This is a genomic window from Lapidilactobacillus bayanensis, from assembly GCF_003946695.1.
In the GTDB taxonomy this organism is placed as follows: domain Bacteria; phylum Bacillota; class Bacilli; order Lactobacillales; family Lactobacillaceae; genus Lapidilactobacillus; species Lapidilactobacillus bayanensis.
Genome location: NZ_RHOX01000010.1, coordinates 1 through 24,852 on the forward strand (window position 1 = coordinate 1; position 24,852 = coordinate 24,852).

The 24,852-nt window shown below is 36.8% G+C and carries 20 protein-coding genes; 15 read left to right on the plus strand and 5 right to left on the minus strand.

Annotated features, from left to right (window positions below; translation table 11 throughout):
- The first annotated feature begins 374 nt into the window (after nt 1–374).
- Complete coding sequence (uxaC, locus tag EKM65_RS05060; RefSeq protein ID WP_125606281.1) at nt 375–1,802, plus strand: glucuronate isomerase; 1,428 nt, start codon at nt 375–377, stop codon at nt 1,800–1,802.
- A 191-nt stretch (nt 1,803–1,993) separates the two neighbouring features.
- On the opposite strand, the gene EKM65_RS05065 is transcribed toward uxaC, so the two are convergent.
- The 4 genes from EKM65_RS05065 to EKM65_RS05080 all read right to left on the minus strand — a co-directional run bounded on the left by EKM65_RS05065 (nt 1,994) and on the right by EKM65_RS05080 (nt 6,770).
- The gene (locus EKM65_RS05065; protein WP_125606283.1) at nt 1,994–2,830 is read right to left on the minus strand and encodes a sugar phosphate isomerase/epimerase family protein; all 837 of its coding nucleotides are present in this window, start codon (nt 2,828–2,830) and stop codon (nt 1,994–1,996) included.
- A 15-nt stretch (nt 2,831–2,845) separates the two neighbouring features.
- Entirely contained in the window at nt 2,846–3,538 is a 693-nt protein-coding gene (locus tag EKM65_RS05070; RefSeq protein WP_225420406.1) for a rhamnogalacturonan acetylesterase, read from the minus strand.
- A gap of 17 nt (nt 3,539–3,555) precedes the next feature.
- Nucleotides 3,556–5,733, minus strand: a complete 2,178-nt coding sequence (locus EKM65_RS05075) for a helix-turn-helix transcriptional regulator (protein WP_125606286.1) — start codon at nt 5,731–5,733, stop codon at nt 3,556–3,558.
- Between the two features lie 152 nt (nt 5,734–5,885).
- A complete protein-coding gene (locus EKM65_RS05080; protein WP_125606288.1) occupies nt 5,886–6,770 on the minus strand; it encodes a carbohydrate ABC transporter permease in 885 nt (294 codons plus the stop codon).
- Nucleotides 6,771–7,031: 261 nt separating this feature from the next.
- Here EKM65_RS05080 and EKM65_RS05085 point away from each other — a divergent pair, with 261 nt between their 5' ends.
- The 12 genes from EKM65_RS05085 (at nt 7,032) to EKM65_RS05140 (ending at nt 21,426) form a co-directional block, all read left to right on the plus strand.
- On the plus strand, nt 7,032–7,994 hold the full coding sequence (locus EKM65_RS05085) for an ABC transporter permease (protein ID WP_125606290.1): 963 nt from the start codon (nt 7,032–7,034) through the stop codon (nt 7,992–7,994).
- 23 nt (nt 7,995–8,017) lie between these two features.
- Nucleotides 8,018–8,632, plus strand: coding sequence for a YesL family protein (locus EKM65_RS05090; RefSeq protein ID WP_125606292.1), 615 nt, complete (start codon nt 8,018–8,020; stop codon nt 8,630–8,632).
- 20 nt (nt 8,633–8,652) lie between these two features.
- The gene (locus tag EKM65_RS05095) at nt 8,653–9,771 is read left to right on the plus strand and encodes a glycoside hydrolase family 88/105 protein (RefSeq protein WP_125606294.1); all 1,119 of its coding nucleotides are present in this window, start codon (nt 8,653–8,655) and stop codon (nt 9,769–9,771) included.
- 21 nt (nt 9,772–9,792) lie between these two features.
- Entirely contained in the window at nt 9,793–11,097 is a 1,305-nt protein-coding gene (locus EKM65_RS05100) for a glycoside hydrolase family 28 protein (RefSeq protein ID WP_125606420.1), read from the plus strand.
- Between the two features lies 1 nt (nt 11,098).
- A complete protein-coding gene (locus EKM65_RS05105; RefSeq protein WP_125606297.1) occupies nt 11,099–11,989 on the plus strand; it encodes a dienelactone hydrolase family protein in 891 nt (296 codons plus the stop codon).
- Nucleotides 11,959–12,900 (plus strand): pectinesterase family protein, encoded by a 942-nt coding sequence (locus tag EKM65_RS05110; RefSeq protein WP_125606299.1) that lies wholly within the window; start codon nt 11,959–11,961, stop codon nt 12,898–12,900. The genes EKM65_RS05105 and EKM65_RS05110 overlap by 31 nt, the downstream gene beginning before the upstream one ends.
- Entirely contained in the window at nt 12,893–13,318 is a 426-nt protein-coding gene (locus EKM65_RS05115) for a DUF4064 domain-containing protein (protein WP_125606301.1), read from the plus strand. Before EKM65_RS05110 ends, EKM65_RS05115 begins: the two co-directional genes overlap by 8 nt.
- Nucleotides 13,299–14,870, plus strand: coding sequence for a glycoside hydrolase family 43 protein (locus tag EKM65_RS05120; protein ID WP_125606303.1), 1,572 nt, complete (start codon nt 13,299–13,301; stop codon nt 14,868–14,870). Before EKM65_RS05115 ends, EKM65_RS05120 begins: the two co-directional genes overlap by 20 nt.
- 259 nt (nt 14,871–15,129) lie before the next feature.
- A complete protein-coding gene (locus EKM65_RS05125) occupies nt 15,130–16,650 on the plus strand; it encodes an extracellular solute-binding protein (protein WP_404803128.1) in 1,521 nt (506 codons plus the stop codon).
- 304 nt (nt 16,651–16,954) lie between these two features.
- A complete protein-coding gene (locus EKM65_RS05130; protein ID WP_125606305.1) occupies nt 16,955–17,971 on the plus strand; it encodes a LacI family DNA-binding transcriptional regulator in 1,017 nt (338 codons plus the stop codon).
- 536 nt (nt 17,972–18,507) lie between these two features.
- Entirely contained in the window at nt 18,508–19,923 is a 1,416-nt protein-coding gene (locus EKM65_RS05135) for a tagaturonate reductase (RefSeq protein ID WP_125606424.1), read from the plus strand.
- Between the two features lie 3 nt (nt 19,924–19,926).
- A complete protein-coding gene (locus EKM65_RS05140; protein ID WP_125606307.1) occupies nt 19,927–21,426 on the plus strand; it encodes a UxaA family hydrolase in 1,500 nt (499 codons plus the stop codon).
- A 233-nt stretch (nt 21,427–21,659) separates the two neighbouring features.
- Here the strand turns inward: EKM65_RS05140 and EKM65_RS05145 are convergent, their stop codons facing one another.
- On the minus strand, nt 21,660–22,538 hold the full coding sequence (locus tag EKM65_RS05145) for an IS982 family transposase (RefSeq protein WP_125606309.1): 879 nt from the start codon (nt 22,536–22,538) through the stop codon (nt 21,660–21,662).
- 295 nt (nt 22,539–22,833) lie between these two features.
- Here EKM65_RS05145 and EKM65_RS05150 point away from each other — a divergent pair, with 295 nt between their 5' ends.
- Both EKM65_RS05150 and EKM65_RS05155 read left to right on the plus strand, forming a co-directional pair.
- Complete coding sequence (locus EKM65_RS05150; RefSeq protein WP_125606311.1) at nt 22,834–23,439, plus strand: polysaccharide deacetylase family protein; 606 nt, start codon at nt 22,834–22,836, stop codon at nt 23,437–23,439.
- A 60-nt stretch (nt 23,440–23,499) separates the two neighbouring features.
- The gene (locus EKM65_RS05155; RefSeq protein ID WP_125606313.1) at nt 23,500–24,642 is read left to right on the plus strand and encodes an ROK family transcriptional regulator; all 1,143 of its coding nucleotides are present in this window, start codon (nt 23,500–23,502) and stop codon (nt 24,640–24,642) included.
- The last annotated feature ends 210 nt before the right edge of the window (nt 24,643–24,852 follow it).

Here is a 24,852-nt window from a genome sequence, read left to right on the forward strand (position 1 = left end):
TTAATGGTGGTATTCTTATGTTGGGTCATGGAGTTGTCCTTTCTTGAGTTTAGTCACTTTAAGTGTAGGTCTCCATGGCCTATTTGTATACTTTTGGTATAGTTATTTGGTGTTGCACTTGAATTGTAAATCCGGGTATTTTTTTGATTAAATAGTTTTTACAAACTACTATATCAATTTGACATCGGTTACAAATACTTTTATGATGAGTATGTTAGCGTTAACTTAAGCGTACTACCGCGATTTATAGTTCAGAGAATCAATTTAGTTTCATCGTTAGAAAATGATTATTGTTGGAACTGTATCTCAGGAGTATACCTTAATTGAAGCATCATTAAGTGTTGCTAAAAAATAAATAAGGAGTGTTAGCTATCATGTCATTTTTAGATAAGAATTTCTTACTTGAAACAGAATCAGCACGAGAGTTGTTCCACAATTATGCGGAAAAAATGCCAATTATTGATTTCCATTGTCATTTAAACCCGGAAGAAATTTACGAAAACAAAAAATTTGCCAACATCACAAAAATTTGGTTAAACGAGGGTACCTATGGTGATCATTACAAGTGGCGGTTGATGCGTGCTAATGGCGTACCTGAAGAATTGATCACAGGTGATGGCGATGATTATGATAAGTTTGTTGCCTGGGCTGGTACGATCGAAAAGTCAGTGGGTAACCCACTTTATGAGTGGACTCATTTGGAATTACGCCGCTTTTTCGGTATCAATGACTTGTTAACCGTCAAAAGTGCACCGGCAATTTATAAAAAAGCTAATGAATTGTTGAAGACAGATAACTTTGGAGCACGAGCGTTGATTCGTAATTCCAATGTTAAGGCTATTTGTACAACTGATGATCCTGCTTCAGATTTGAAATATCATAAATTGCTTAAAGAAGACGAAGCTGCTAATGGATTCAAAACATTACCGGCAATGCGGCCTGATAAAGCATTCCACATTAAAGATGCAACTTATGGTAATTATTTACAAGAACTGGGAAATGTTTCTGGTGTTGTAATAAATTCGTTTAGAACTTTAGTCGCAGCGTTACATCAACGTTATGAATTCTTCACTAATATGGGGGGCTCACTGTCTGATCATTCGTTAGAAGATTTTACTTTCGTCGAAGCAACAGATGAAGAATTAGATGCTATTATAGCTAAGGGTGTTGCTAACGAGTCATTGAGTCATCAAGAATTAAATCAATATTTGACAATGTTAGTTGAAGAATTGATGAAGCTAAATAATGAATTCGATTGGACAATGCAGTTCCATATCAATTCGGCTCGTAATTTAGATCCTAAGCAATTTGCAAAAATTGGTGCAGATACAGGTTACGATGCTATGGGGTCACAACCAGATATTGTGGTTGAATTCCAAAAGTTATTTACGAAGCTATCTACTGAAGATGCAATTCCCAAGACAATCATCTATTCTTTGAACCCCAATGATTGGCTATCATTAATGACAATGATGCAATCATTCCAAGGTAATGGGGTGCAACGACTTCAACTTGGTGCGGCTTGGTGGTTTAATGACACTGCAGAAGGAATGACACAGCAATTAACAACTTTTGCAGAACAGAGTTTATTGCCTAATTTTGTGGGCATGTTAACTGACTCACGTAGTTTCTTATCCTATCCTCGTCATGAGTATTTCCGTCGCGTTCTTTGCAACTATTATGGTAAGTTGATTGAGCAGGGCCGTGTACCTGACGATTTAGGAGTTATTGGTAAGATCGTTCAAGACATTAGCTACAATAATGCATACAATTATTTCGGCTTCTTTAAAAAAGCTAACTAAATCATTGTTATAAAAAAGGTGGAGAGGTCGAATTAAGCTCGCTGATTAAACTAACCGTTCTATTTGACCAAATTTTTAGTTGAAAAGACTACGTAGTTAAAGTGCTCAAATTCAGACTCCCATCCAAAGACAACAAAAAAATGGAATCAGGATAAAAAATCCCGATTCCATTTTTTGCGCTCTAAAGGGTGTTAGATGCAATTATAAAGATTGGTGAGTTCTTTGATCGCGGGTTCAATAAAGGGCGCCTGAGTCTCCTCTAAGGACGCATAGATGAAAGGTTTTTGATACTTGATGAATTTAAGAATATTGTGATACTTCATTAATCCTTGTCCGACTGGCACGATTTTAACCCGATTATTTTCGATCACGAAATCTTTGAGATGAATCGCCTCAATGCTATCTTGTAAATCATCAATGGCCTGAGTTATTAGATAGTCTAAATCATGATAATTATCTGGGCTTACTAAATTGGCAAAGTCTAAAATGATTTTCAAATTAGGTGACTGAATATCTTGAATTAGTCGCTTAGCTAATTTACTCGTGTATATTGGATGATTTAGGCCTGGTTCAATTGCTATTGTGACACCTAAATCTTCAGCATAGGTAACGAGTTGCCCGACAGACTCAAGAACAATCTGATAAGCTTCTTCGGTAAAATTTTTATCGGTGTAACCTTGACCAACACTGCCGGTCTCAGTCCCAATAACAGTGGCATTAAAGTTCTTCGTCAGCTCGGTATATTTTTTAAATTTAGTTAAGGCTTGCTTCCTAACGGTTAAATCAGATGATGCTAAATTGACATATGAACCTAAAATTGAAATTTTAATGCCTTGATCATTGAATTGTTGAGCGAAGTAATCAGCTAGACCTTTTGTGGGCATGCGTTGATCAAATAAATCTGGAAAACATTTAGTGGGGGCAAATTGAATATGGTGCAAGTGATAGTGTTTGAGTTCGCCAATTAATGAGTTTAAATCAGTGAACTGCAGGTCATGAGCACGAATCCCTAAATTTAATGGTAGCAAATCTGGACAACTCCTTTACTTGTTCAATAATAAATCTTGACTTAATTCAATGTTACTATCTTGAATTGCTCGCGCAACTAATTCTGCGTTGATTCTAGCACCAAGTGGGCTGGAGTGGGCATCATCATTACGGCCGTCAGGATAATTAAGAAATTCGCCAGGCTTTAAGTGAAGAAAATACTTAGCAGTTTCAGTAATTGATTGTTGATTTAAAAAGTCACGAGAGATCATGTTGAGATCAAGTAATAAAACATAATCTTTAGCAGCTAAATATTTCATTGCTTCAGGGTAACGGCCTAAACTGGTTGCGTCAATTTTATCTGAATTAGGTAGATATTGACGCCGAGTAAAGGATGTTAACAAAACAGGAGTAGCATGATGTTGTCGTGCAACTGCAATGAATTGGTGTAAGTTTTCTTGAAAGTCACTATCAGGATGAGTACCACGTTCTGTATCTTCAAGTTTTTGGTCATTATGACCGAATTGAATGAATAAATAATCCTGCGGTTGAATGATTTGGTCGATTGTTGTCAGACGACCTTCAGCGATGAACGACTTTGTACTACGTCCATTTTTCGCCATATTAACAATTCTAATTCTAGTTGGATCAAAGAATTCTTGAAGATACTCACCCCAACCTGTTTCTGGTCGTGCCTCTGAAGACTTAGTAGCAGCAGTAGAGTCACCAGCAATATAAATAGTGTGCAAGATATGGTCCTCCAATCTTAAGATGATTTATAGCGATGCCGATAAGCACCAGGTGTAATTCGTTCCCGTTTCTTAAAAAATCTAATAAAGTTTTGTGGATTGTTGTAGCAAAGTTTATTTGAGATTTCTTTGACGGTCATGTTGGTTTCTACCAACCATTTTTTAGAAATTTCAATCCGATAGTTTTGTAGATAATCACTAAAATTAGCACCAAATTCTTTTTTAAAGACGCTGCTTAAATAATTTGCATTGTAATGTAATTCGTCAGCAATGATATCTAAAGAGATATCTTCATCATAACGTGTATGGACGATGCGAATTACTTTGTCCGAAAGAGACTGAAGGTCGTTTTGGTTGCGATCAGAGGAACGGTTAACGATTGGATCAACTAATGAGATATAAAGCATTTGAATCAGTTTGTTTTGATTATCAATCGTTATAACGTCGTAATAAATATGACGAATACCGTGAGAAAGTTCGAAGTTCAATCCTAATAATTGCCCCAATTGAATAATGTCGCCAACTAATCTTAAGATACTGGTCTTTAGACTAAGAGGGTTAGTGTTCTCAACAAAGATCTGATTAATAACTTTGGGGAACAGCTCTTCAATAGCTTCTTTGTCGCCAGCACGAATAGCGTCCATCATTTCTTGTTTATTCGCAGGGTACTTGATAATAGCAGATTGATTAAGTTTAGTTGCAATTTCATCATAGAATATAATGGCTTCTTCACCTAAATTAATTCGAAAATGAAGGGCTTCTTTTGCATTATCAACGGATGCTTTACTATCTTTTAGGTCCTCATAAACATTAGAAATTCCTAAACTAATTTTGATTTTTAGATATTTTGAAGTTGCTTGTTGAATTTGATTACAGTATTGCAGGACCGCTTTTTTAATATCGGCATTAGCTGTGAAAACTAACGTTGTTGCTTGGGTATCTTTATTAACGAGCACTGGTTTAAGACGTTGCTCTGCCGGAACAATTGTTGAGACGATATTTTCAATTGCCATTAGTAGGATATCATTAGCATTAAAAGTATGGTGGCCATAGTCGTCAATTTGGATTAAGACAGTAATGAATTTTTTATTGGAAATATTAGAATAACCAAACTGTGACAGACGATTGCTAATTTCTTCTTGAGGTACGTAATCACGGTATAAGTTTAAGATAAAGAGATTTTCAAGCTCGGGTTTTTGATAACTGATCGTTTTGTTTAATAATTCGTTTTCACTGACAATTTTGTCAATGCCACCTAAAATCTGACCAATTTCTTCCTCAGAGGTAGAAATTTGCTCTTTTGTTGAAACCGCTAATCGTTCACGAATCTCCATAATTGGCTTCGTAGAATGTTCAGCAATCATGTAGGCCACAATATATAACAATGCAATGATAATCAATGTGATGACGACTAAGGCAATTGCTAAAGTGCTAATTTGGGAAACAACCTGACTGTGATTCAGACGAGTGATATAAGTCCAGTTGTTATATTTGGCTTGAGAATAGATATAAACGTTACCAGCAGAATCTTGAAAATGACCATTAGAATGATTATTTGCTAACTTTTCTTTAACTTGTTTTTTAACATCTTTGGAAATAAAGTTTTGATTCTGAAATAAAAGTTGGTGATCAGAAGAAAGAATACCTAAGTACGAATATTTTTTGTCGCTAATAATCTGTTCAATGGTTGTTTTATCGATATCAGCGGTTCCTAACATTTCACGTTCACTTTCAAAGAAAGGCAGTGAAACTAGCATTTGAATACCATGATCGTGGACACGCCAAAAGAGTTGGGCATCACTTTTGGCTATCAAATTCAAAAGAGTTTCTTTGCGTTTTGCAGAAACTTTTTTGAGAGAGCCATTTCTGATTTCCCAATTCTTATTAAGGTTGATTAATCCATAATTGGTATTTTCAATACCCATAACGCGAATATAAGATAATTCCGTGGTGACGTCTTTAACTTGACGAAAATCTTTATAAGTTAGGGATTTATCGATAATTTTATGGAGAGATGTTGTGGTACTGTACGTTGAAAATGAATATTCAACAGTTCTAATCTTTTGTTCTAGGTTACTCTGCACTTGATCCAAATAGCTACGACGGTTTTCAATTGAACGGCTTAAAATATTGCTATAAGTCTGTTTGTAAACATAAATACTGAAACCACCAATGATGATGCCGCCAAAAAGCAAAATTGGAACAAGGATACTTAAAAAAAACGCGATTTATTTCTAATCATGACGCAACCCCATATTGCTTAATAAGCTATTCTTCTTTCTCATCGTAACATAAATCGCTTTCAACAATTGAATGTATTTAAAATAATTTGATATAAAGGAAAAAGTTATCCTTTTACAGAACCAATCATTGCGCCTTTAACGAAGTATTTTTGAATAAATGGATAAACAATTAACATTGGTAATGTTGCGATAATAATAACTGCCATTTTTACAGATTGCGCTGGTGGGATAACATCAACTGATGAGGCATCAGCTTCTACACCACTCGAAACAATGACGATTTGACGCAACAAGATTTGAATTGGCCATTTGTCAGCGCTAGTAATATATAGAATTGCTGATTGATAAGAGTTCCAATAAGAAACAAGATAGAATAATGAAATTGTCGCAATTGATGGTAATGATAACGGGAGGATGATTTTAAAGAAGACGCCCCAATCGGTACAACCATCCATTTTTGCAGATTCTTCAAGACTATCAGGAATACCTTGAAAGAAATTACGCATGATAATCATGTTATAAGCACTAATTGCACTTGGCAAAATTAGTGACCACAATGAATTCATTAGACCTAAATTCTGAACAAGTAAGAATGAAGGAATCATACCACCACTGAATAACATCGTGAAGACAACCAGAAAATTGATCACATTACGGCCGTGCAAATATTTCCGTGAAAGGGCATAAGCCATAAATGATGTTAAGATCATGCTTAAAGCTGTACCAACAATTGTGATAAATAATGAAACACCAATACTACGAATAATTGTTGGCGTGGATAAAATATAACGGTAAGCGTCTAGTGTAAATGAATGCGGAATTAAAATGAATGGTGATTCTGTTAATTCTGCTTGACTTGCAAAAGAACTACTTAAAACATTAATAAAAGGTAATAAACACATCAGTGTAAAAATTAATAAGAAAATCACAATTATGATGTGAAATATCTTTTCACTCTTTGATACTCTAATGGTTCTATTTGAACTCATGACTAAATCCTCCAATTTATCGGAATGCCTAGCAAACAGATGTAATCGCTAACAATGCCAATATAACACGCGTTTATCATAACGTTAATAATCATCATTGCAGATGATCATTCTTTTAATTCGGCTTTATTGAGGCGTTTATAACGCCACATCAAATAGTTATTTATGTAACAAAATCAGTAAATGATTATTTACGTAATGTATTTCAAACCGTATATTACAGGAGTATGGTCGGAGTAAATAAAAAGTGAGGGAATAAGCATGCAGCATGTATTGACAGTAAGCGATGCAGATCGCGCAGAAATCAAAAAAAGTGTCAAAAAGAAAAAATGGCAAGAGATAAAAAAGAATCATGCCTTATATCTAATGTTGCTACCTGGAATTATTTATTTTATTGTGTTCAAGTATATTCCAATGGGGGGACTTGTGATTGCGTTCCAAGATTATCAACCATTCTTGGGAATTACACATAGTCAGTTTGTTGGTTGGCAAAATTTCGTTCGATTATTTTCTGAAGATACGTTTTGGATGTTAATTCGGAATACATTGGTTATTTTTGGACTAGATATTTTGTTTGCTTTCCCATTTCCAATTATTTTGGCGTTACTAATTAATGAATTGAAGAGCGCTAAATTTAAAAAGTCGGTGCAAACGATTATCTATCTTCCCCATTTCATGTCATGGGTTATCGTGGTTTCCTTATTCTATGTCCTATTAACAACTGAAGATGGTGTTGTTAATAACATCTTAACCTCAATGGGCCATGCGAAAATTTCCTTCTTGACTGATACACATTGGTTGCGACCGATGTATATTTTCCAGGAAATTTGGAAAGGATCAGGCTGGGGAACAATTATTTACTTGGCTGCAATTACCAACGTTGATGAGCAACTGTATGAAGCAGCTGATATGGATGGTGCTGGCAAGTTAACGAAGATGTGGCACATTACGTTACCATGTATTCGACCAACCATTGTGACATTGTTTATTTTGCAAATCGGTAAGGTAATGGATCTTGGCTTTGATCATATGTTCTTGTTAATGAACTCAATGAACAAGAATGTTGCTCAAATATTTGACACTTATGTTTATACTGCCGGTATTCAAAATGGTCAGTTAAGCTATTCAACAGCCGTTGGATTATTTAAGGGATTAGTAGGTTTGGTTCTCGTCATGATTGCAAACAAACTAGCACATTCTGTTGGCGAAGATGGTGTCTATTAAAATAACTGATTGCGGTGAATGGTATGACATTAGAAAATTTACAAAAAATCAATAATATTTTTGTCGGGATGTTTAAGGTTATTTATTTAAATATTTTATGGTTTGTTTTTTCTATTTTAGGGTTAGGTGTGTTTGGAATTGGCCCGGCAACTTATGCCATGAGTAAGTATTTGGATCAGTGGTTACGATTAAAGCGGGAGATTCCAATTACTAAAAATTTTACGCATTATTTTTTTGAACGGTATTGGCAGTCCGTGATCGTTAGTTTAATTTATGCCGCAGGACTTGTTGTTGTATTGGTTAATTTATTTAATTTAAAAAATAATTCTTTGCGAATCGTTAATATTGTTTTCTTATTCTTTATCCTGATTGCTTTCACCCATGTATTCAAGGTGATGGTTGCGACAAATTTTAAAAAGATTTATGAGTTAATTCGCGGTGCCTTTCTTTTAGGGTTCGGTTACTTATTGCAAACTGCACTTGCTTGGGTTGTGATTAGTGCAATTTATTTAGCAATTTCAAAGCTAGTACCAATTCTCCTACCAATTTATGGTATCGGGTTTGTCGGCTTTGTTTTAAGTCTTGATGGTAACTGGATCTTAAGAAATTTAGAGAGTAAGCAAGAAGTATCATCATAATAATTAAGTAGGAGTCGACAATGAGTAAATCGCTAACAAATATTACTTTAGAAACTTTATTTAATAGATATCCATTGCTTCCTGAATTACCTCAATATCATGGTAAGTGGTCTTATGATATTGGTGTTGTGTTACAAGGTGTTAAACTAGCTTATCTACAGACAAATGATTCGAAATATTTGCAATATATTGTGAAGACAATGGCGTTATATGTTCAAGATGACGGTCGGATCAAGAATTATGACTATGAGCACTTTAATCTGGATTCAATCAACAATGGTAAGCTACTGCTGTTTTTATATCAGCAGACCAAAGAAGCTAAGTATCGAATTGCGAGTGATCAATTATTTAAACAGCTACAGAATATGCCGCGTACAACAGATGGTGGTTTTTGGCATAAGAAAATTTATCCATCGCAAATGTGGTTAGATGGTTTATATATGGCCGAACCCTTTTACGCGGAATATATTACTAAGTTTCGTCCCAAAGAAGAAATGACAGATGTTGTGCGACAATTTGAATTAAGTTATCAACATACTGTTGATACCAAAACCGGCTTGTTATATCACGCTTGGAATGAGGATCGACAACAACCTTGGGCGGAGCAAGCCACAGGACACTCTCCGCATTTTTGGGGTCGCGCAATTGGTTGGTACTTAATGGCATTAGTTGATACCTATGAAATAATTGCGACTGATTTTCCAGACGAAGCCCAAACTCTCGCGACTATTTTTATGAAAACAATAACGGCCGTTAAGCGGTACCGTGATGTTAAGCGACATGCTTGGTATCAAGTGGTGGATGAAGGGGAACGGCCCGGGAATTATTTAGAGGCATCAGCATCGGCGATGATTATTTATGGGATGGCGAAGGCAAGACGCATGAACATTCTGACGAGGGATTGGCAGGAATTTATTGATGAGTCGTATCAAGGGTTGCAAGATAATTTTGTTTATTTGACCAAAGAAGGTTGGCTGAATCTCATTCGGAATTGCGCAGTGGCTGGCTTAGGTGGTGCTGGTCAGCGTGATGGTTCTTTCGTTTATTATATTAGTGAACCAATCATTACCAATGACTTTAAAGGGTACGGTGCATTTTTACAAGCAACTTTAGAAATGGCACCATTGAGTCAAGAATAAAAACGTGAGGTGGAATAATTGATAATTAATATTAGTGATCATGGGGTAACAACAGATGGTCGACTCGTGACGACGATTATTCAAAGCAGTATTAATGAATTAGCTAATCATGGTGGTGGACGTTTAATTATTCCCTGTGGTCAATATTTGACTGGTGCAATCGAACTGAAGAGTAACGTTGAGCTACATTTAAGTGCTGGTGCAGTTTTGACTTTTTCAGATGACTTTGCTGATTTTCCAGTTGTAGATTCACGCTGGGAAGGTGTTACTCGCCAGGTTTATCAACCATGTATTTATGCACGTAACGCTGAAAATATTTCAATTACAGGATTAGGGAAGCTTGAAGGTAATGGTTCTAAATGGTGGCATATTTTTCGTGAACAACGCGAGCAACTAAAATATCCTCGTCCTGAATTTCTGGGATTTGATAATTGCCGTCGGATTGTTTTACGAGATTTTGAAATTGCTAATTCGCCAAGTTGGACAGTCTGTCCTGTCAATAGTGAGAACATTACAATTGATAATATTAGTATTAAAAATCCGGCAGATTCACCGAACACGGACGGCATTGATCCAGAATCGTCACGAAATATTCGTATTATGAATTGCCAAATTGATGTTGGCGATGATTGTATTGCCATCAAATCTGGAACTGAAGATGATCCTAACCGTATTCCCTGTGAGAACATTACAATTACGAATTGTACGTTATTGCATGGGCACGGTGGCGTTGTTTTGGGTAGTGAAATGTCTGGCGGTATCAAAAATGTTGTCATTAGTAATTGTGTCTTTAAGGAAACGGATCGTGGTATTCGAATAAAGTCGCGGCGGGGTCGTGGTGGGGTAATTGAAGGGGTATTGGTTAACAATATTATTATTGATACGACAATTTGCCCATTTGTTTTGAACCTGTATTATTTCTGCGGACCTAAAGGCAAGGAGACCTACGTTTCGGATAAAAAAGCTTATCCAGTAGATGAACGTACGCCTGAGTTTAAACAAATTCATTTCAGTAACATTCTTGCTAAAAATGTCAGTGCCGCGGCAGGTTACATTTACGGACTGCCAGAAAGTGTTGTGTCAAATATTGAATTTAGCAATATTGAAATTGAAATGGCTGGTGCAAACGCAATCGCAGAAAAGCCAGCGATGATGGCTGGAATTAAAGCCATGACTAATCAAGGTTTTTATTTAATGAATGCTGATGATGTGACCTTTGATCATGTTCAAATTAAAAATCATGAAGGACGCGCCTTCAACATCCAAGATGCAACACAAGTTCAAATGATTAATGGTACGACTAAAATAGAAAGTGTGGCGGATTAAATTGCCGACACGTGCTGAACTAATTGAATTGTTAGGTGAAAATGCCAATGTTACACCAACAGGTCAGATTTTGTTCAAACAAGAATTTTCAAAATACACCATAGAAACACTAAGCTTACAATTGAATAGTTTAGAAACAGTTCCTGGATATTTTGCATATCCGAATACCGGTTTGAGCAACTATCCGCTAGTTATTTTTAACCATTCACATGGTGGTAATTTTCAGTTAGGTAAGCAAGAATTAATTGATGGTAATTGTTATCTTCAAGAACCATCATTTCTCAACACGTTGATTGAAATGGGTTATGCCGTTGGCTGCATTGATATGTGGGGCTTCGGCGAACGCCAGGGTAAAAAAGAGAGTGAATTAGTTAAAGAGTTCCTGCTTAAGGGACGAACACTTTGGGGCATGCGTATTTATGACGATCAACAGTTCATTACTTATCTATTGCAACGTCCAGAGGTCGCAGGAGATCGCATTGCTACGATTGGTATGTCAATGGGTGGCATGATGAGTTGGTGGCTAGCCGCGTTAGATTCACGGGTGAAATTAACTGTTGATATTGCGGGGCAAGTAGAATTACAAGCATTGATTGATGAGCGCGGATTAGATCATCATGGCTTTTATTATTACGTACCACGTTTATTAACGAAGTTTTCAACGCTATCAATTCAAGCATTAATCGCGCCACGGTATCGACTAAGTTTAGTTGGTAAAAGCGACAACATGTGTCCCATTGCTGGGGTTGAATTATTAAATGAACAATTAACCACAATTTATCAAGAGAAGCAGGCGCCAGATCGTTGGGAATCCTTGGCATTGACAGGTGGTCATCAAGAAACAAGTGAGATGAGAAAACGATGGATGAATTTCATGAAGAGAAACTTGTAACCTTAGTTGTTGCTAAGAATCAGGCTAATTGTTACTCAACGATTCAAGGGGCAATTGATGCCGCTCAACAATTACCTGAGTGTGCAATTGAAATTATTATTTTAACTGGTGATTATCCGGAAAAAATTACGCTATACCGCAATAATATTCGGTTAGTGGGCGTTGGCCAAGTCAGGATTCACCATCATTTATATGCACGGCGAACAGGAAGTGGCGGTGAGGAACTAGGTACCTTCCGTACTGCCACTTTTTTCGTTAATGCGGCAAACGTATTGCTAGAAAATCTGACAATTGTTAATAGTGCTGGTAATAATACTGAGAAAATTGGTCAAGCCATAGCCTTTTATGGTGAAGGGAACAATATAACGTTACAAAATTGCGTTATTGAAGGTCATCAGGACACAATTTGTTTGGGACCATTGCCAGATTTACAGAAGAATGGGACGCCATTTATAACCGAACAAATTAATCAAGTTTATTTAGTTCAGAACTATCAATTTAATCATTGCCAAATTTCTGGTACGGTTGATTTTATTTTTGGTGGTGGTCAAGCTGTCTTTAACAATTGTCAATTAGTGGCGCTTGCCCGAGAAGAAGCTGGTGAAGTCGATTATTTGACTGCAGCAAGCTCTGCAAGCGGCAGCCAAGGTTTTATCTTTAAGCGCTGTGATATTAAAAGTGCACAGAAACAGCGCTATTTTCTAGGCCGTCCTTGGCGTGAGCATGCGGTCACAATATTTGAACATTGTTTATTTGATATTAATCTAGCTAATGCAGGGTGGCATGATTGGAATAAGAAATCGAATCGGCAAACAGTCCATTATCAAGAACGACAATGTTTTTACGAGCAAACAACGGTTCAACGACCAAACTGGGTTGATTTCATTAGAGAAGGATTAGACGATGAGTAGACGGTTAGAATTGATAATTGGTTATATCGGTGCGGGAATTGTTGTTATATTCATGGGCGGTTTTACGGTGGTCATGAATATTTTGACGAAGCATGAATATCAGACAGTTATTTATCCTGTGTTTGAAAAATACCTAACAGAAGTTCCCACTCAAAAAGGATTGACACTTTTTAAAACATTAGGTGCCTGGTTTGGGTTCACTGTAATTGCAGTGCTAATTTTAGTGGCTATTGCAAGCATGCTGTTACGAGCACATAAGCGAATTAATTTAGCCGGTATTTTATATCTTGCTGCTGGACTAGCGACTTTATTTGGTTCACAAATGATTGCCTATCCAATTGCCTTTATCTTTTTCGTTGTCGCCACATTATGCTTTTTAAGAAAGGACACAAGTAAAGATGACGCAAGTACAGATTAAAAATCCGATTATACCTGGTTTTAATCCTGATCCTAACATCTTAAAAGTTGCTGATGTTTATTATATTGCTGTTTCATCATTTGAGTGGATGCCGGGTATTCGAATTTATCAATCGCATGATTTAGTTAATTGGGAATTCTTGACCGATATTTTGACGACCCAAATTGATTTGCGGGGAAATCCCCAAGGGGCAAGTATTTGGGCACCGCAAATTTCCTATGATCAAGGGACCTTTTATTTAACTTATACTGATGTAAAGAATGCCCATGGTCCGTTTAAAGATTGCCACAATTACTTAGTGACTGCACCAACTATTACTGGGCCATGGAGTGATTCGATTTATTTAAATAGTAGTGGCTTTGATCCGGCGTTGTTTCATGATCCAAATGGTAAGAAATGGTTTGTTAATGAGATTTGGGATTATCGATTAACAACTTCGAATAAATCTGCCGGGGTTGTATTACAAGAATATGATCTACAACAACAAAAATTAGTTGGTAAGGTTTATAAAATCTTTAACGGTACCGCCTTGGCAAAAACTGAAGCACCACAAATATACTTACACAATAGTTATTATTATTTAATCACAGCTGAAGGTGGTACTGGCAAGAATCACTCGGTAACGGTTTGTCGTTCGAAGACAATTACGGGGCCATATGTGCTTGCGCCGAATTCGCCGATTTTAACCGCGAGTGATAAACCCAATTCACCTTTACAATGTACTGGACACGCTAGTTTGGTTGAATCAAATACGGGTCATTGGTACATGGTCTTTCTGACGTGTCGAATTTTAGATCATGATTATCATATTCTTGGACGTGAAACTGCTATTGAGGAAGTTTATTGGACTAAAGATGGGTGGTTAGAATCAACAGTTGATGGTAATGGTCCTGATTTAACACCCACTATTGAAATAAGTGAAACTGTTCAGCAAGTGTTGAAATTAGATTTTGAAGATAATTTTGATCAAGAGCAGTTAACGCCCGGTTGGAATTTCTTGCGGGTAATGCCAGATTCATCGTGGTTGCAGTTAAGAGAGACAGAAAAGCAGCTACGTATTTATGGTGGCGAATCACCTGCTTCAACATTTAATCATCATCTCGTTGCAATTCGCCAAAGCGATTTTAATTACATTGCCGAAACGGAACTTAATTTCACTCCTAAAACATTCAATGAATTTGCTGGAATAATGCTGTTTTTAACCAATGAAAAGTTTATTTATCTTTACGTGACTTATGATGAACAATTAGGAACGGTTTTACGATTAATGAAATATGATCAAGACCAATTCCAACTTGAGCCACAGAAAGTTACCATCAACAAAACGCCGTTACAGCTTCGAATCGTTGGACATGGTTTGAGTTGTGCCATGTACTATAAAAACCCTAATGAGCAGGATTGGCATGTATTTAAAGAAGCCATCGATACACGATTTTTATCTGGTGGTTTCACAGGGAATTTTATTGGGATTAGTGTTACAAATTTGAATCAAACGAATGCGTCATATGCGGATTTTGATTACTTTAACTATCGGGTTTTAAGCGATAAATAAGAACAGATAATGATTATTAAGTGTGATTCTGAGCATAATAAACGCTAATTAATGAACGATTGTTATCATTCAGAATCAATGTGACGACACTGAGTAAATGATTATAGAATTTGCTCAGTAAATAGTTTAAGTTATGGATTGTAAGCGTTTTATAAATAAACAATTCAGACGAAGCAGGGTGTTGCGGTTGAAATAATCGTTTGTACTTTTTGTTCCAGTGGGGGAAATTATATAGCGATTTATAAGAGGAGAGAATGTTATGAATATCAAAAAGCTCGTTAAAACCGGATCCATATTGTTGTTATCCGCAACGTTATTAGCTGCTTGTGGAAATAGCGGCAGTAGCAAAGCAAAGACAAACGACAGCTCAAGTAAGTCATCAATCAAAACAATTACGTGGATGTCAATGTTACATACAGCGACGGCACCATCGGGCGATGTTCAGTCCAAGCTGGAGAAATATACCGGTAAGAAAATAGATTTCACTTGGATACCTGATGCTTCTAAAGATGAAAAGATCAATGCCGCACTAGCATCTAAACAATTAGCGGATATTGTTTCATTGACTGATATGACCAATACAACAGTTCGTAAGGCATTATCATCGGGAATGTTTTGGGATGTTGAGAAATATTTGAAGGATTATCCTAATTTAGCTAAAATTTCTAAAGAACGTATCAGTTCTGCTAAAGTTGCCGGCCATCTTTATGGTGTTCCTTATCAAAAGCCAGTTGCCCGCTATGGTGTCTTAGTTCGGCAAGACTGGCTAGATAATTTAGGCTTATCAACGCCAAAGACGATTGATGATCTTGAAAAAGTTGCCCAGGCATTTACGGAAGACGATCCAGATGGTAATGGCAAGAAAGATACTGTCGGATTTGTCGAACGGAACGAATCATTCAATGTTGGGTTCCGTAGCTTAACTGGTTACTTCGGTGCTGGTAATAACTTCGTTGTCACCAAGTCTGGTAAAGTTGAACCATCGTTTATGCAGCCAGAATATACAACGGCACTTAAATGGTTCCGTAATATTTATAAAAGTGGTTGGATGAACTCAGACTTTTCAGTTATGGCTAAGAACGATCAGAAGAATTATATTGCTCAAGGTAAGGGTGGTATTGTCATTTCTGGTTTAATGGAAGCAAGTAACTATGTTGCTGCTGCCAAAGGAACAAGTCAAGAAGGTAAGATGAAGTGGGCGTTAATTAACGATATCACTTATAAAGGCGAACGACATATCTTATCTGACACTGCAGGTGGCTTTGGTGGCTATCTTGCAATTCCTAAGTCAGAAGTTAAGACCGAAGCTGATCTTAAAGTTGTTTTGAAGTTCATTAATGATTTAATGGATAAAAAGCCATACCTACTTATGACTGAAGGTGTTAAGGGTGAAGATTACTCGGTTAATAGTAAAGGTGAATACGAAATTACTGACCAAACTAAGTGGCAACAAGAAGTACAACCATATGCTTCTTCACGTCCTTCAGAATTAGTTATGCAACTTAAATATACTGACCCGTTAAGAACACTTCAAGATAAAAAGATTGCCGAAAATGAGAAGTATGCAGTTGTCAATCCAGCACAGTCGTTAACTTCAACAACTTATGATACGCAATATTCAACATTGATTGAAGGCGTATCTGATGCCTACTACAAGTATATGATGGGTGAAATTAATATGGATGGTTGGAAAGACGCGATTAAGAAGTTCCGTTCTCAAGGCGGCGACCAAATCATCAAGGAATATACAGCTAGTTACAACAAACAAAGTAAGAACTAGATTATTAGACCACATCAATGAATTAAGATAATCAAAAATAAGGAACTGGGGAAAATCCCAGCTCCTTTTATTTTGGGTATTGTGGAATGAAAACTGGGGTTAATCAACAAACCCAGTTCTTTTCTCATCCTATTTATTATTTTTTGATGATATTTTTAATATGACTAGAAGAAAGTATGTTAGTAGGTTATGATGTCATTAAGTCCGTTAAGAGTTAACGCTAACATAACGCTACTAATTTGATCTAAGTTTTGGCGACGATAATTTGTTTCAACTCCCGATAAAAATTAAGAAGGTTTTAGTGATGGTAACAATTAAAGATGTTGCGAAATTGGCAGGCGTCTCAATGACAACTGTTTCACGCGCATTTAATGAAAAAGCAGTGATTAAAGATAAAACGCGTCAACAAATTCTGGATATCGCCAAACGAATTGGTTATGTTCCAGACTATAATGCCCGTGGTTTAGTTACGAAGAAGAAATTTGTTGTTGGGATATTCTTTTCAAGTATGGGTGATGGTACGTCGCGTAGTTTCCTTTCGAGTATTATTAGTACTGCATATGAGGCGCTGCCGGACAATTATTTGTTATCTGTGAATGACATTCGTAGTGTGAAAGATATTAATGGTCTAGTTCGTAATCGAATGGATGGCGTCATTGTTGTGAGTCAATCTGACCGAGATAATGATTTCATCTATCAAGTTAAGGCCTTGGGACTGCCACTAGTCGTGATCAACCGCTTCTTAAATGATCCTGATATACGGAATATTTCAGGCGATGACTTGCGAGGGGTTAAGGATGCAATGACTTACGCAGTCAAACAAGGTCATCAGCGGGTCGGAATGATTGAGGGAATCCCTGGTTTTACTAGTTCTACGCAACGTCGGCAAGGATTTGATCAAGCTGTTTTAGCTAATCAATTAATTGTAAATCCCGGAGCGATTCAAATCGGGGATTATTCACTGACGAGTGGTCAACAAGCAATGATTGAGATTTTACGATTACCGAAGGAACAACGACCAACCGTTGTATTTTGCGCCAATGATGATACAGCGATCGGCGCGCTGCGTGCATGCTATGCCGCAGGTGTGCGGGTGCCAAATGAAATTTCTGTGATGGGATTTGATGATAGTTATTATGCAAGCATGAGCGTTCCAGCACTAACAACTGTTAGAAAGCCTATACTAGCAATGACAACACGGGGAATTGAAGATTTATTGAAATTGATTGATGGCGATACGTTAAGTGCTGATAATCATGTCATTCTTGAGCCTGAATTAATTATTCGAGAATCAGTTCAAGCGATAAGTGCATTGGATTGAATTAATTTATCAAAAAGTATTTAGGTTAGCAAAATTTTGTTAACAAGCTTGGCGTCGAATTCGAGCTTAAGTCGTATAATACACACCAAGACGGTAATTTTACCTGGTGACTTAGTCAGATGAGTGTTGTTGGTGCGAGGTATTAAACCAGTAGTACTATTTTTTCCAGAGTTGAGTTGTTGGACATGGTGAGAAATGGTATTTTGTCTGTGGGCCATGAAGCTCTATTCTTATTGTTTAGCAACGATAAGAATAGGTCTCCATGGTCCTTTTTGTACGAGTCATTCAGGCGGTGCACTTTAATGGAAATTCGGTGATCCATTCCTGCTTGCTTCTTTAGTTTTCACCAAGAATAATTCGTTGTTTTATCAAAATAGTATTGAGTGTTGCCGATAGAAGTGTTAATCTTAAATTAAATGTTAACGCTAACATAATGTGCTAACACAATAATTCCAAGAGCATACTAATTGTTTGTTTGGGGTATTAAATTAACTTTGAATAAATAAAATTTATTTTTTGGGGGTCAAATAATGGCATTGCAACTATTAAACAATTCGTTTCGAAAATTACCTCAATATCCAACAAAAGTTATTCAATTTGGTGAAGGTGGATTTTTACGTGCCTTTATTGATTGGCAAATTCAGCAGATGAATAAGGTTGGCCTTTTCGAAGGTGGCGTTGCGATTGTTCAGCCGATTGAAAGAGGTATGACCGAATTATTAGATGATCAAAATGGCTTATATACAGTCTTGCTTGAAGGTAAGTTAGGTGGCAAGAAGGTTCAAAGCCATGAAGTGATTGAAGATATCAATGAAACGATCCGTCCTTATGAAAATTATCAAGCTTATTTAGACCTGGCACAGAATGATGATCTCGAATTTATCTTTTCAAATACAACGGAGGCTGGAATTGCTTTTGATGAAAACGACAAGTTGGATGATCGTCCTCAAAATTCATATCCAGGTAAGTTGACCGCACTATTGTACGAACGTTTCAAGCTGGGCAAAAAAGGTTTCAAAATTATTCCTTGTGAATTAATTAATCATAATGGTGACGCGCTGAAAAAAATTGTGTGCCAATATGCCGAGCTTTGGCAACTAGGTCAAGACTTTGTTGATTGGATTAATCAAGAGAATAATTTCTATTCAACATTAGTTGATCGGATCGTGCCTGGTTATCCACGAGATCGCGCTAGTGAGCTGGAGCAAGAATTTGGTTACAAAGATAATTTAATTGTGAAGGCGGAACCATTCTTAATATTTGTGATTGAGGGTAACAGAGCGCTGGAACAACTATTACCACTTAAGAAAGCGGGCCTTAATGTTGTTGTGACAGACGATATGCAACCATATCGTAATCGTAAAGTATCGTTACTAAATGGACCACATACAACAATGAGTCCGATTGCACGATTAGCTGGTCTCAAAACCGTTGGTCAAGTTATGGCCGATTCTGACTTTTATAAATTTATTAATGATGAGATGTACCATGAAATTATCCCAACGATTGCTTTACCACAAGATGAACTGAGCGCATATGCCGAAGGGGTTAAGGAACGTTTCGAGAATCCTTACGTTAACCATGAATTGAGTTCAATCGCATTAAACAGCATTTCTAAGTTTAAGGCGCGCTTGCTACCTACATTTAAACGTTATGTTACAAATCGTCAGCAATTACCAGAGCGAATTTCATTAGCTTTAGCCGCTTATTTATATGTCTATGCTGGACGAGCAGATTTTATGCCACAGGATACACCTGAAGTGATGGCAGAGTTTGCTCAGCTAATTAAAACTGATGATTATATCGCTGCCGCCTTGGCTGATAAAAACTTATGGGGTGAAGATCTCACTCAATATAAGGGCTTAGAAGACTTAATTAAAGAAGATTTAAATGTCATTAAAACGACTGGTACACGTAAAGCTGTTCGGCTAATTAATGAGAGAGGAAATTAACTCATGAATTCATTTATTATTTTAAATCCCAAAGACTCTGTTGGCGTGGCACTTGAAGACATTCCTGAAGGAACAACATTGGTGACTGAAAAAGGGCCTGTGGTAACAACTGAATTAATTAAACGCGGTCATAAATTTGCTTTAGCGAATATTCCTAAAGGAAATGATGTCATTAAATATGGTTTTCCAATTGGACATGCAGTTGAGGATATTGCGCAGGGTGCCTGGATTCATACGCATAATTTAAAAACTAATCTTTCTGGTGAACTATCTTATCAGTATCAGCCAATCGAAATTCACCACGATATTCCTAAAGATGAGCGAACCTTTATGGGGTACAAACGTGCTAATGGTAAAGTCGGTATTCGTAATGATCTTTATATTATTCCCACCGTTGGTTGTATCAATCCATTGTTAGACATTGTTGTCGAACAATTTAAGGCGTTGCATCCAGATAATGGTTCTTTTGATAATGTCATGATTCTTAAGCATCCTTACGGCTGTTCACAATTAGGCGATGACTTTGAACAGACTCGGAAGATTCTAGTAGATGCTGCCTTACAGCCTAATGCAGGTGGTGTATTAATCTTTGGACTTGGTTGCGAGAACAATCAAATGGATGGCATGATTGCTGAATTAAAGGCTAAAGGCGGTCCAATTAATCCGGAGCGCATGAAATTCTTGATATCACAACAAGTTGATGATGAATTAGGCATGGCATTGGACATGTTGGAAGAGCTAAATATCGCAGCAGCTGATGATGTGCGAACACCACAACCGCTTAGTGAATTAAAGATTGGTTTGAAATGCGGAGGTTCCGATGGTTTATCAGGGGTTACGGCTAATCCGTTACTAGGCCGTGTTTCAGATTTTGTTACGGCTCAGGGCGGTTCCGCAGTTTTGTCCGAGGTTCCTGAAATGTTTGGTGCAGAAACCATCTTAATGTCACGAGCTAAGGATGAAGCAATCTTTAATAAAACAGTTGATTTGATTAATGACTTTAAAGGTTATTTTGAGTCGTTCCATCAACCAATTTATGAGAATCCATCACCAGGTAATAAAGAAGGCGGCATTACAACCCTAGAGGATAAATCATTAGGCTGTACACAAAAATCCGGAACTTCTGCTGTTCAAGATGTTTTACAATATGGTGAGAAAATTAAATCGCCGGGTCTGTCGTTGTTACAATCTCCTGGTAATGACTTAGTTTCTTCATCTGCCGAAGCATCTGCCGATTGTCAGCTGGTTTTGTTTACGACCGGTCGGGGAACACCATTTGCAACATATGTGCCGACAATCAAAGTTGCGTCAAACTCGTATATTGCCGAGAAAAAGCCACGTTGGATTGATTTTGACGCTGGACGTTTGTTAAGTACCTCAATGGATGACTTGTCCGCTGAGTTTATTCAATTCATTATTGATGTTGCTAGTGGCAAAAAAACGAATAACGAAAAATATGGAATCCATGGAATTGCTATCTTTAAAACCGGTGTTACTGAGTAGACAGCTTATTTAAAATCAAAATGAGAGCGGAAAAAGCCACGTTGAGTTTACTGATTAATTTAACCGTTCTGGCTAGTTAAATCTTTGGACGAGCAGAACGACTTAATTAAGGCGTTTGAATCTAGACCTTCATTTCACGACAAAAATAAACAGACCTAGGACTTTTATTCTAGGTCTGTTTACTTTTTGTCTAATTAGTTTGTATTAAATGTATATATTGACTACGCCTAGTGCTAGTTCGTAATAAAATCAAAAAATCCAAGATTATAAACCAAGATAGCTAATTCTAACTTCAACTGAAAGCCAACATTACTTCTTGTCAAGTTTTTCTCAATACCAAATTTATCAACTAACACAGAAAATCTTGATTCGATTGTTCGACGTAAAGCCTTTAACTTAGCGTTATTATGTTGCTTAGCACCCTTCATGTTGGATCGATACGATGTCCACAAAGTATAGCCACTTTGTTTAAATTCTGTACGAAGTCTTTTACCAACATAGCCAACATCTGCAAGAATATCGGGACATGGGCAATCATGAATAAGCTCAGTTGCTTCCTTAGCATCATGTACCGATGCCGCTGTGACCACATAGTTCAAGATATAACCGTTAGTTGTCGCAACCATATGAGTTTTAAAACCATAAAATGGCATTTTCTTGGTTGCGTTATACCCAATATTAGCGGAACCAGAAAATATTTTGGCTCTGAAATTTCGCACCTTGGCACATAATGGATTGAGTAAACTATCGATAATTGCAATCTCACCGGTCTGAGCGTAATCACGGGCAATACCTTGACGCATGGCATTGATAACGGGCAATAATTGGTGTGCGCGTCGATTGAAGCGAGAACGTGTAATCACAATTTTGGTGGGCAAAAGAGCACTCATCAAAGCGCAAAAGAAACTCTGAGTCTGTAAATTGAGTACTGTCTGTAGACAAAGCAAGGCTAATAAATCAATATCGTTCATCTTAGTATGCTCAATATTGCGACGTTCAGTAACGTAACGTGGACAATAGCGACGGTAAAGAAAAGAACACAGACGATAAAAGTAATGAAAACTGACTTGTAATTGATGACGATTTTGCTTAAATTGTAGGTGACTCAACATAGTTAGAACTCCTTTTAAGTTTAGTCACTTACAAGTCTAACTATGTTGGGCTTTTTTGTTAAATTTTTTGATGTTACAAACTAGCACTACGCGTATGAATTAGTTTATTAAAAGGATAGTTAGTATTTATTGAAACAGACTCACAAACTTATCAGCAAGAATTTAATTATAAAATATTCCGGTAATATTATAATAAAATTCTAACAAATATCAGGAAATGTTCATATAGAGATAGTTATTTGTTTTAATAATGTGATAAAGTAAAGATATCTAATTCACGATTGGACCTACTAAGATGAAAAAAATTGCTTTAGCATTTGATGATGGACCAATACCTGGCAATACCGACAGAATTATTCAGGCTTTACGCAAACATAACGCTGATGCAACCTTTATGATCTGGGGTGAACATGCTCAGACTTATCCCGAGGGACTAGTTGCACTTCATCAAAATGGTTTTGAAATTGGTAGTCATACTTATTCGCACCCCTCTCTTCCAGACCTTGACAACGAAGAGATTAATAAGCAAATAGAGAAAACAGATTCGTTAATCTATTCACTAATTGGTAAGACACCACAAATGTGCAGACCACCTTATGGCGATATTGATAAACGCTCTGCTCGTCAGATTAATAAGGCAATTGTGACCTGGAGTTTGGATTCTGAAGATTGGAAATCTCACGATGAGCAACAGATATATTCCCGAATGACGACGTTGGCAAAAGACGGCGATATTTGTTTATTGCATGATTTGCAACCAGCAACTGCCAATATTTTGGATAAAATATTAATCGAACTTGAGAAACAAGATTTTAGTTTCGTTCGAGTCTCAAAATTGTATGCTGATAAGATGTTACCAATGCATTTGTATAAGAGTGCGGGCGATGTCACAGCGTTATAAGAGCAACCGATTTTGAAATAACAAAACTTTACGCTAGTGGCGTATTTGGAGTTTATTAAGATGAAAAAAGAAATGATGCGTAAGGTTAATGAGCTTACGATTCTAAACGAAATATATAATAATTATGGTATTTCAAGAGCAGGAATTTCTAAAAGAGTTGGCTTAAACAAGGTAACTGTTTCCGATATTTTGAAGAAGTTAATTGCTAATAACCTGGTTTTAGAAATTGGTGAAGGCGAAAGCTCGGATGTTGGCGGGCGAAAACCGGTTTTGTTGCAGATTAATAAAGAATACAGTTTTACGATGTCGCTTGATTTTGCCTATGACTATATTGATTATATGACCAATTATCTTGATGGCTCAATTATCAAATATGATCGGGTGAACACTGAAGGTATGTCACCCGGCGAACGAATCAAGTTAATTAAGGAAATTATTAATCAGAATATGATTACTTCTACCAGTGCTGGGCTAGCCGGCATCTGTGTTTCGATTCACGGAATTGTTTATCACAATGAAATATTATATTCTCCACATGTAGAAATGGCTGATATTGATATCGCGCAGGTTTTAGAAGATGAATATCATGTACCAATTTTACTTGAGAATGAGGCTAATTTAGCAGCAGTGTATGAACGTGACTTTGCCAATGATGCTGAAATAACAGACAATATTGTTTGTGTCAGCATTCACCACGGTTTAGGCGCAGGGATTATTATTGATAATAAGCTATACCGTGGGATGAATGGTGAGGCCGGTGAATTAGGACATACGAACATTGACGGGCAGGCAACATTTGAAGATTATTGTACTGAAACGGCGTTGCTGCGAAATGTCGCTCGCGTTCAGAATGTAGATAAGATAAATTTCAAGGAGCTACGCAACTTAATCGTCAATCAAGATGAGGCCACGGCGCAAGTTGTTGCAGAGTTTAAGCAACACCTCGTTTTACTAATCGAAAATATTATTATGACCTTCAGCCCGGTGAGCGTTATTCTCAATTCTGATTTATTTGTTGAAGTACCAGAGTTGTTAGATGGTTTTCCAAGGATGGTTTCAACAACAACACATCAAGCAACACCAGTAAAAATATCAAGCAATTCAAAAAATGCAACCCTGTTAGGTGGTTGCGCACTGATCACACGAACTGTCCTTGGTTTGCGCAGAGAAAGAATGAGATTTTCAGAGCAAAATAATGATTAAAAAAACGTTTTAAAAAGCTATATTATCATGCATTATTGCTAATGCTGATGATGTGGCTTTTTTCGTAATTTAAAAAAGTTCTTGAGTAATTAAAGATTTCTAATGCTGACACAGTTAAATTCTCACAAAGTACTATGGATACATTTGTTGATTTACTTCAACGCTTTGACAAGTAATTAAATATTAACACCAAACAAAAAGGACTATATG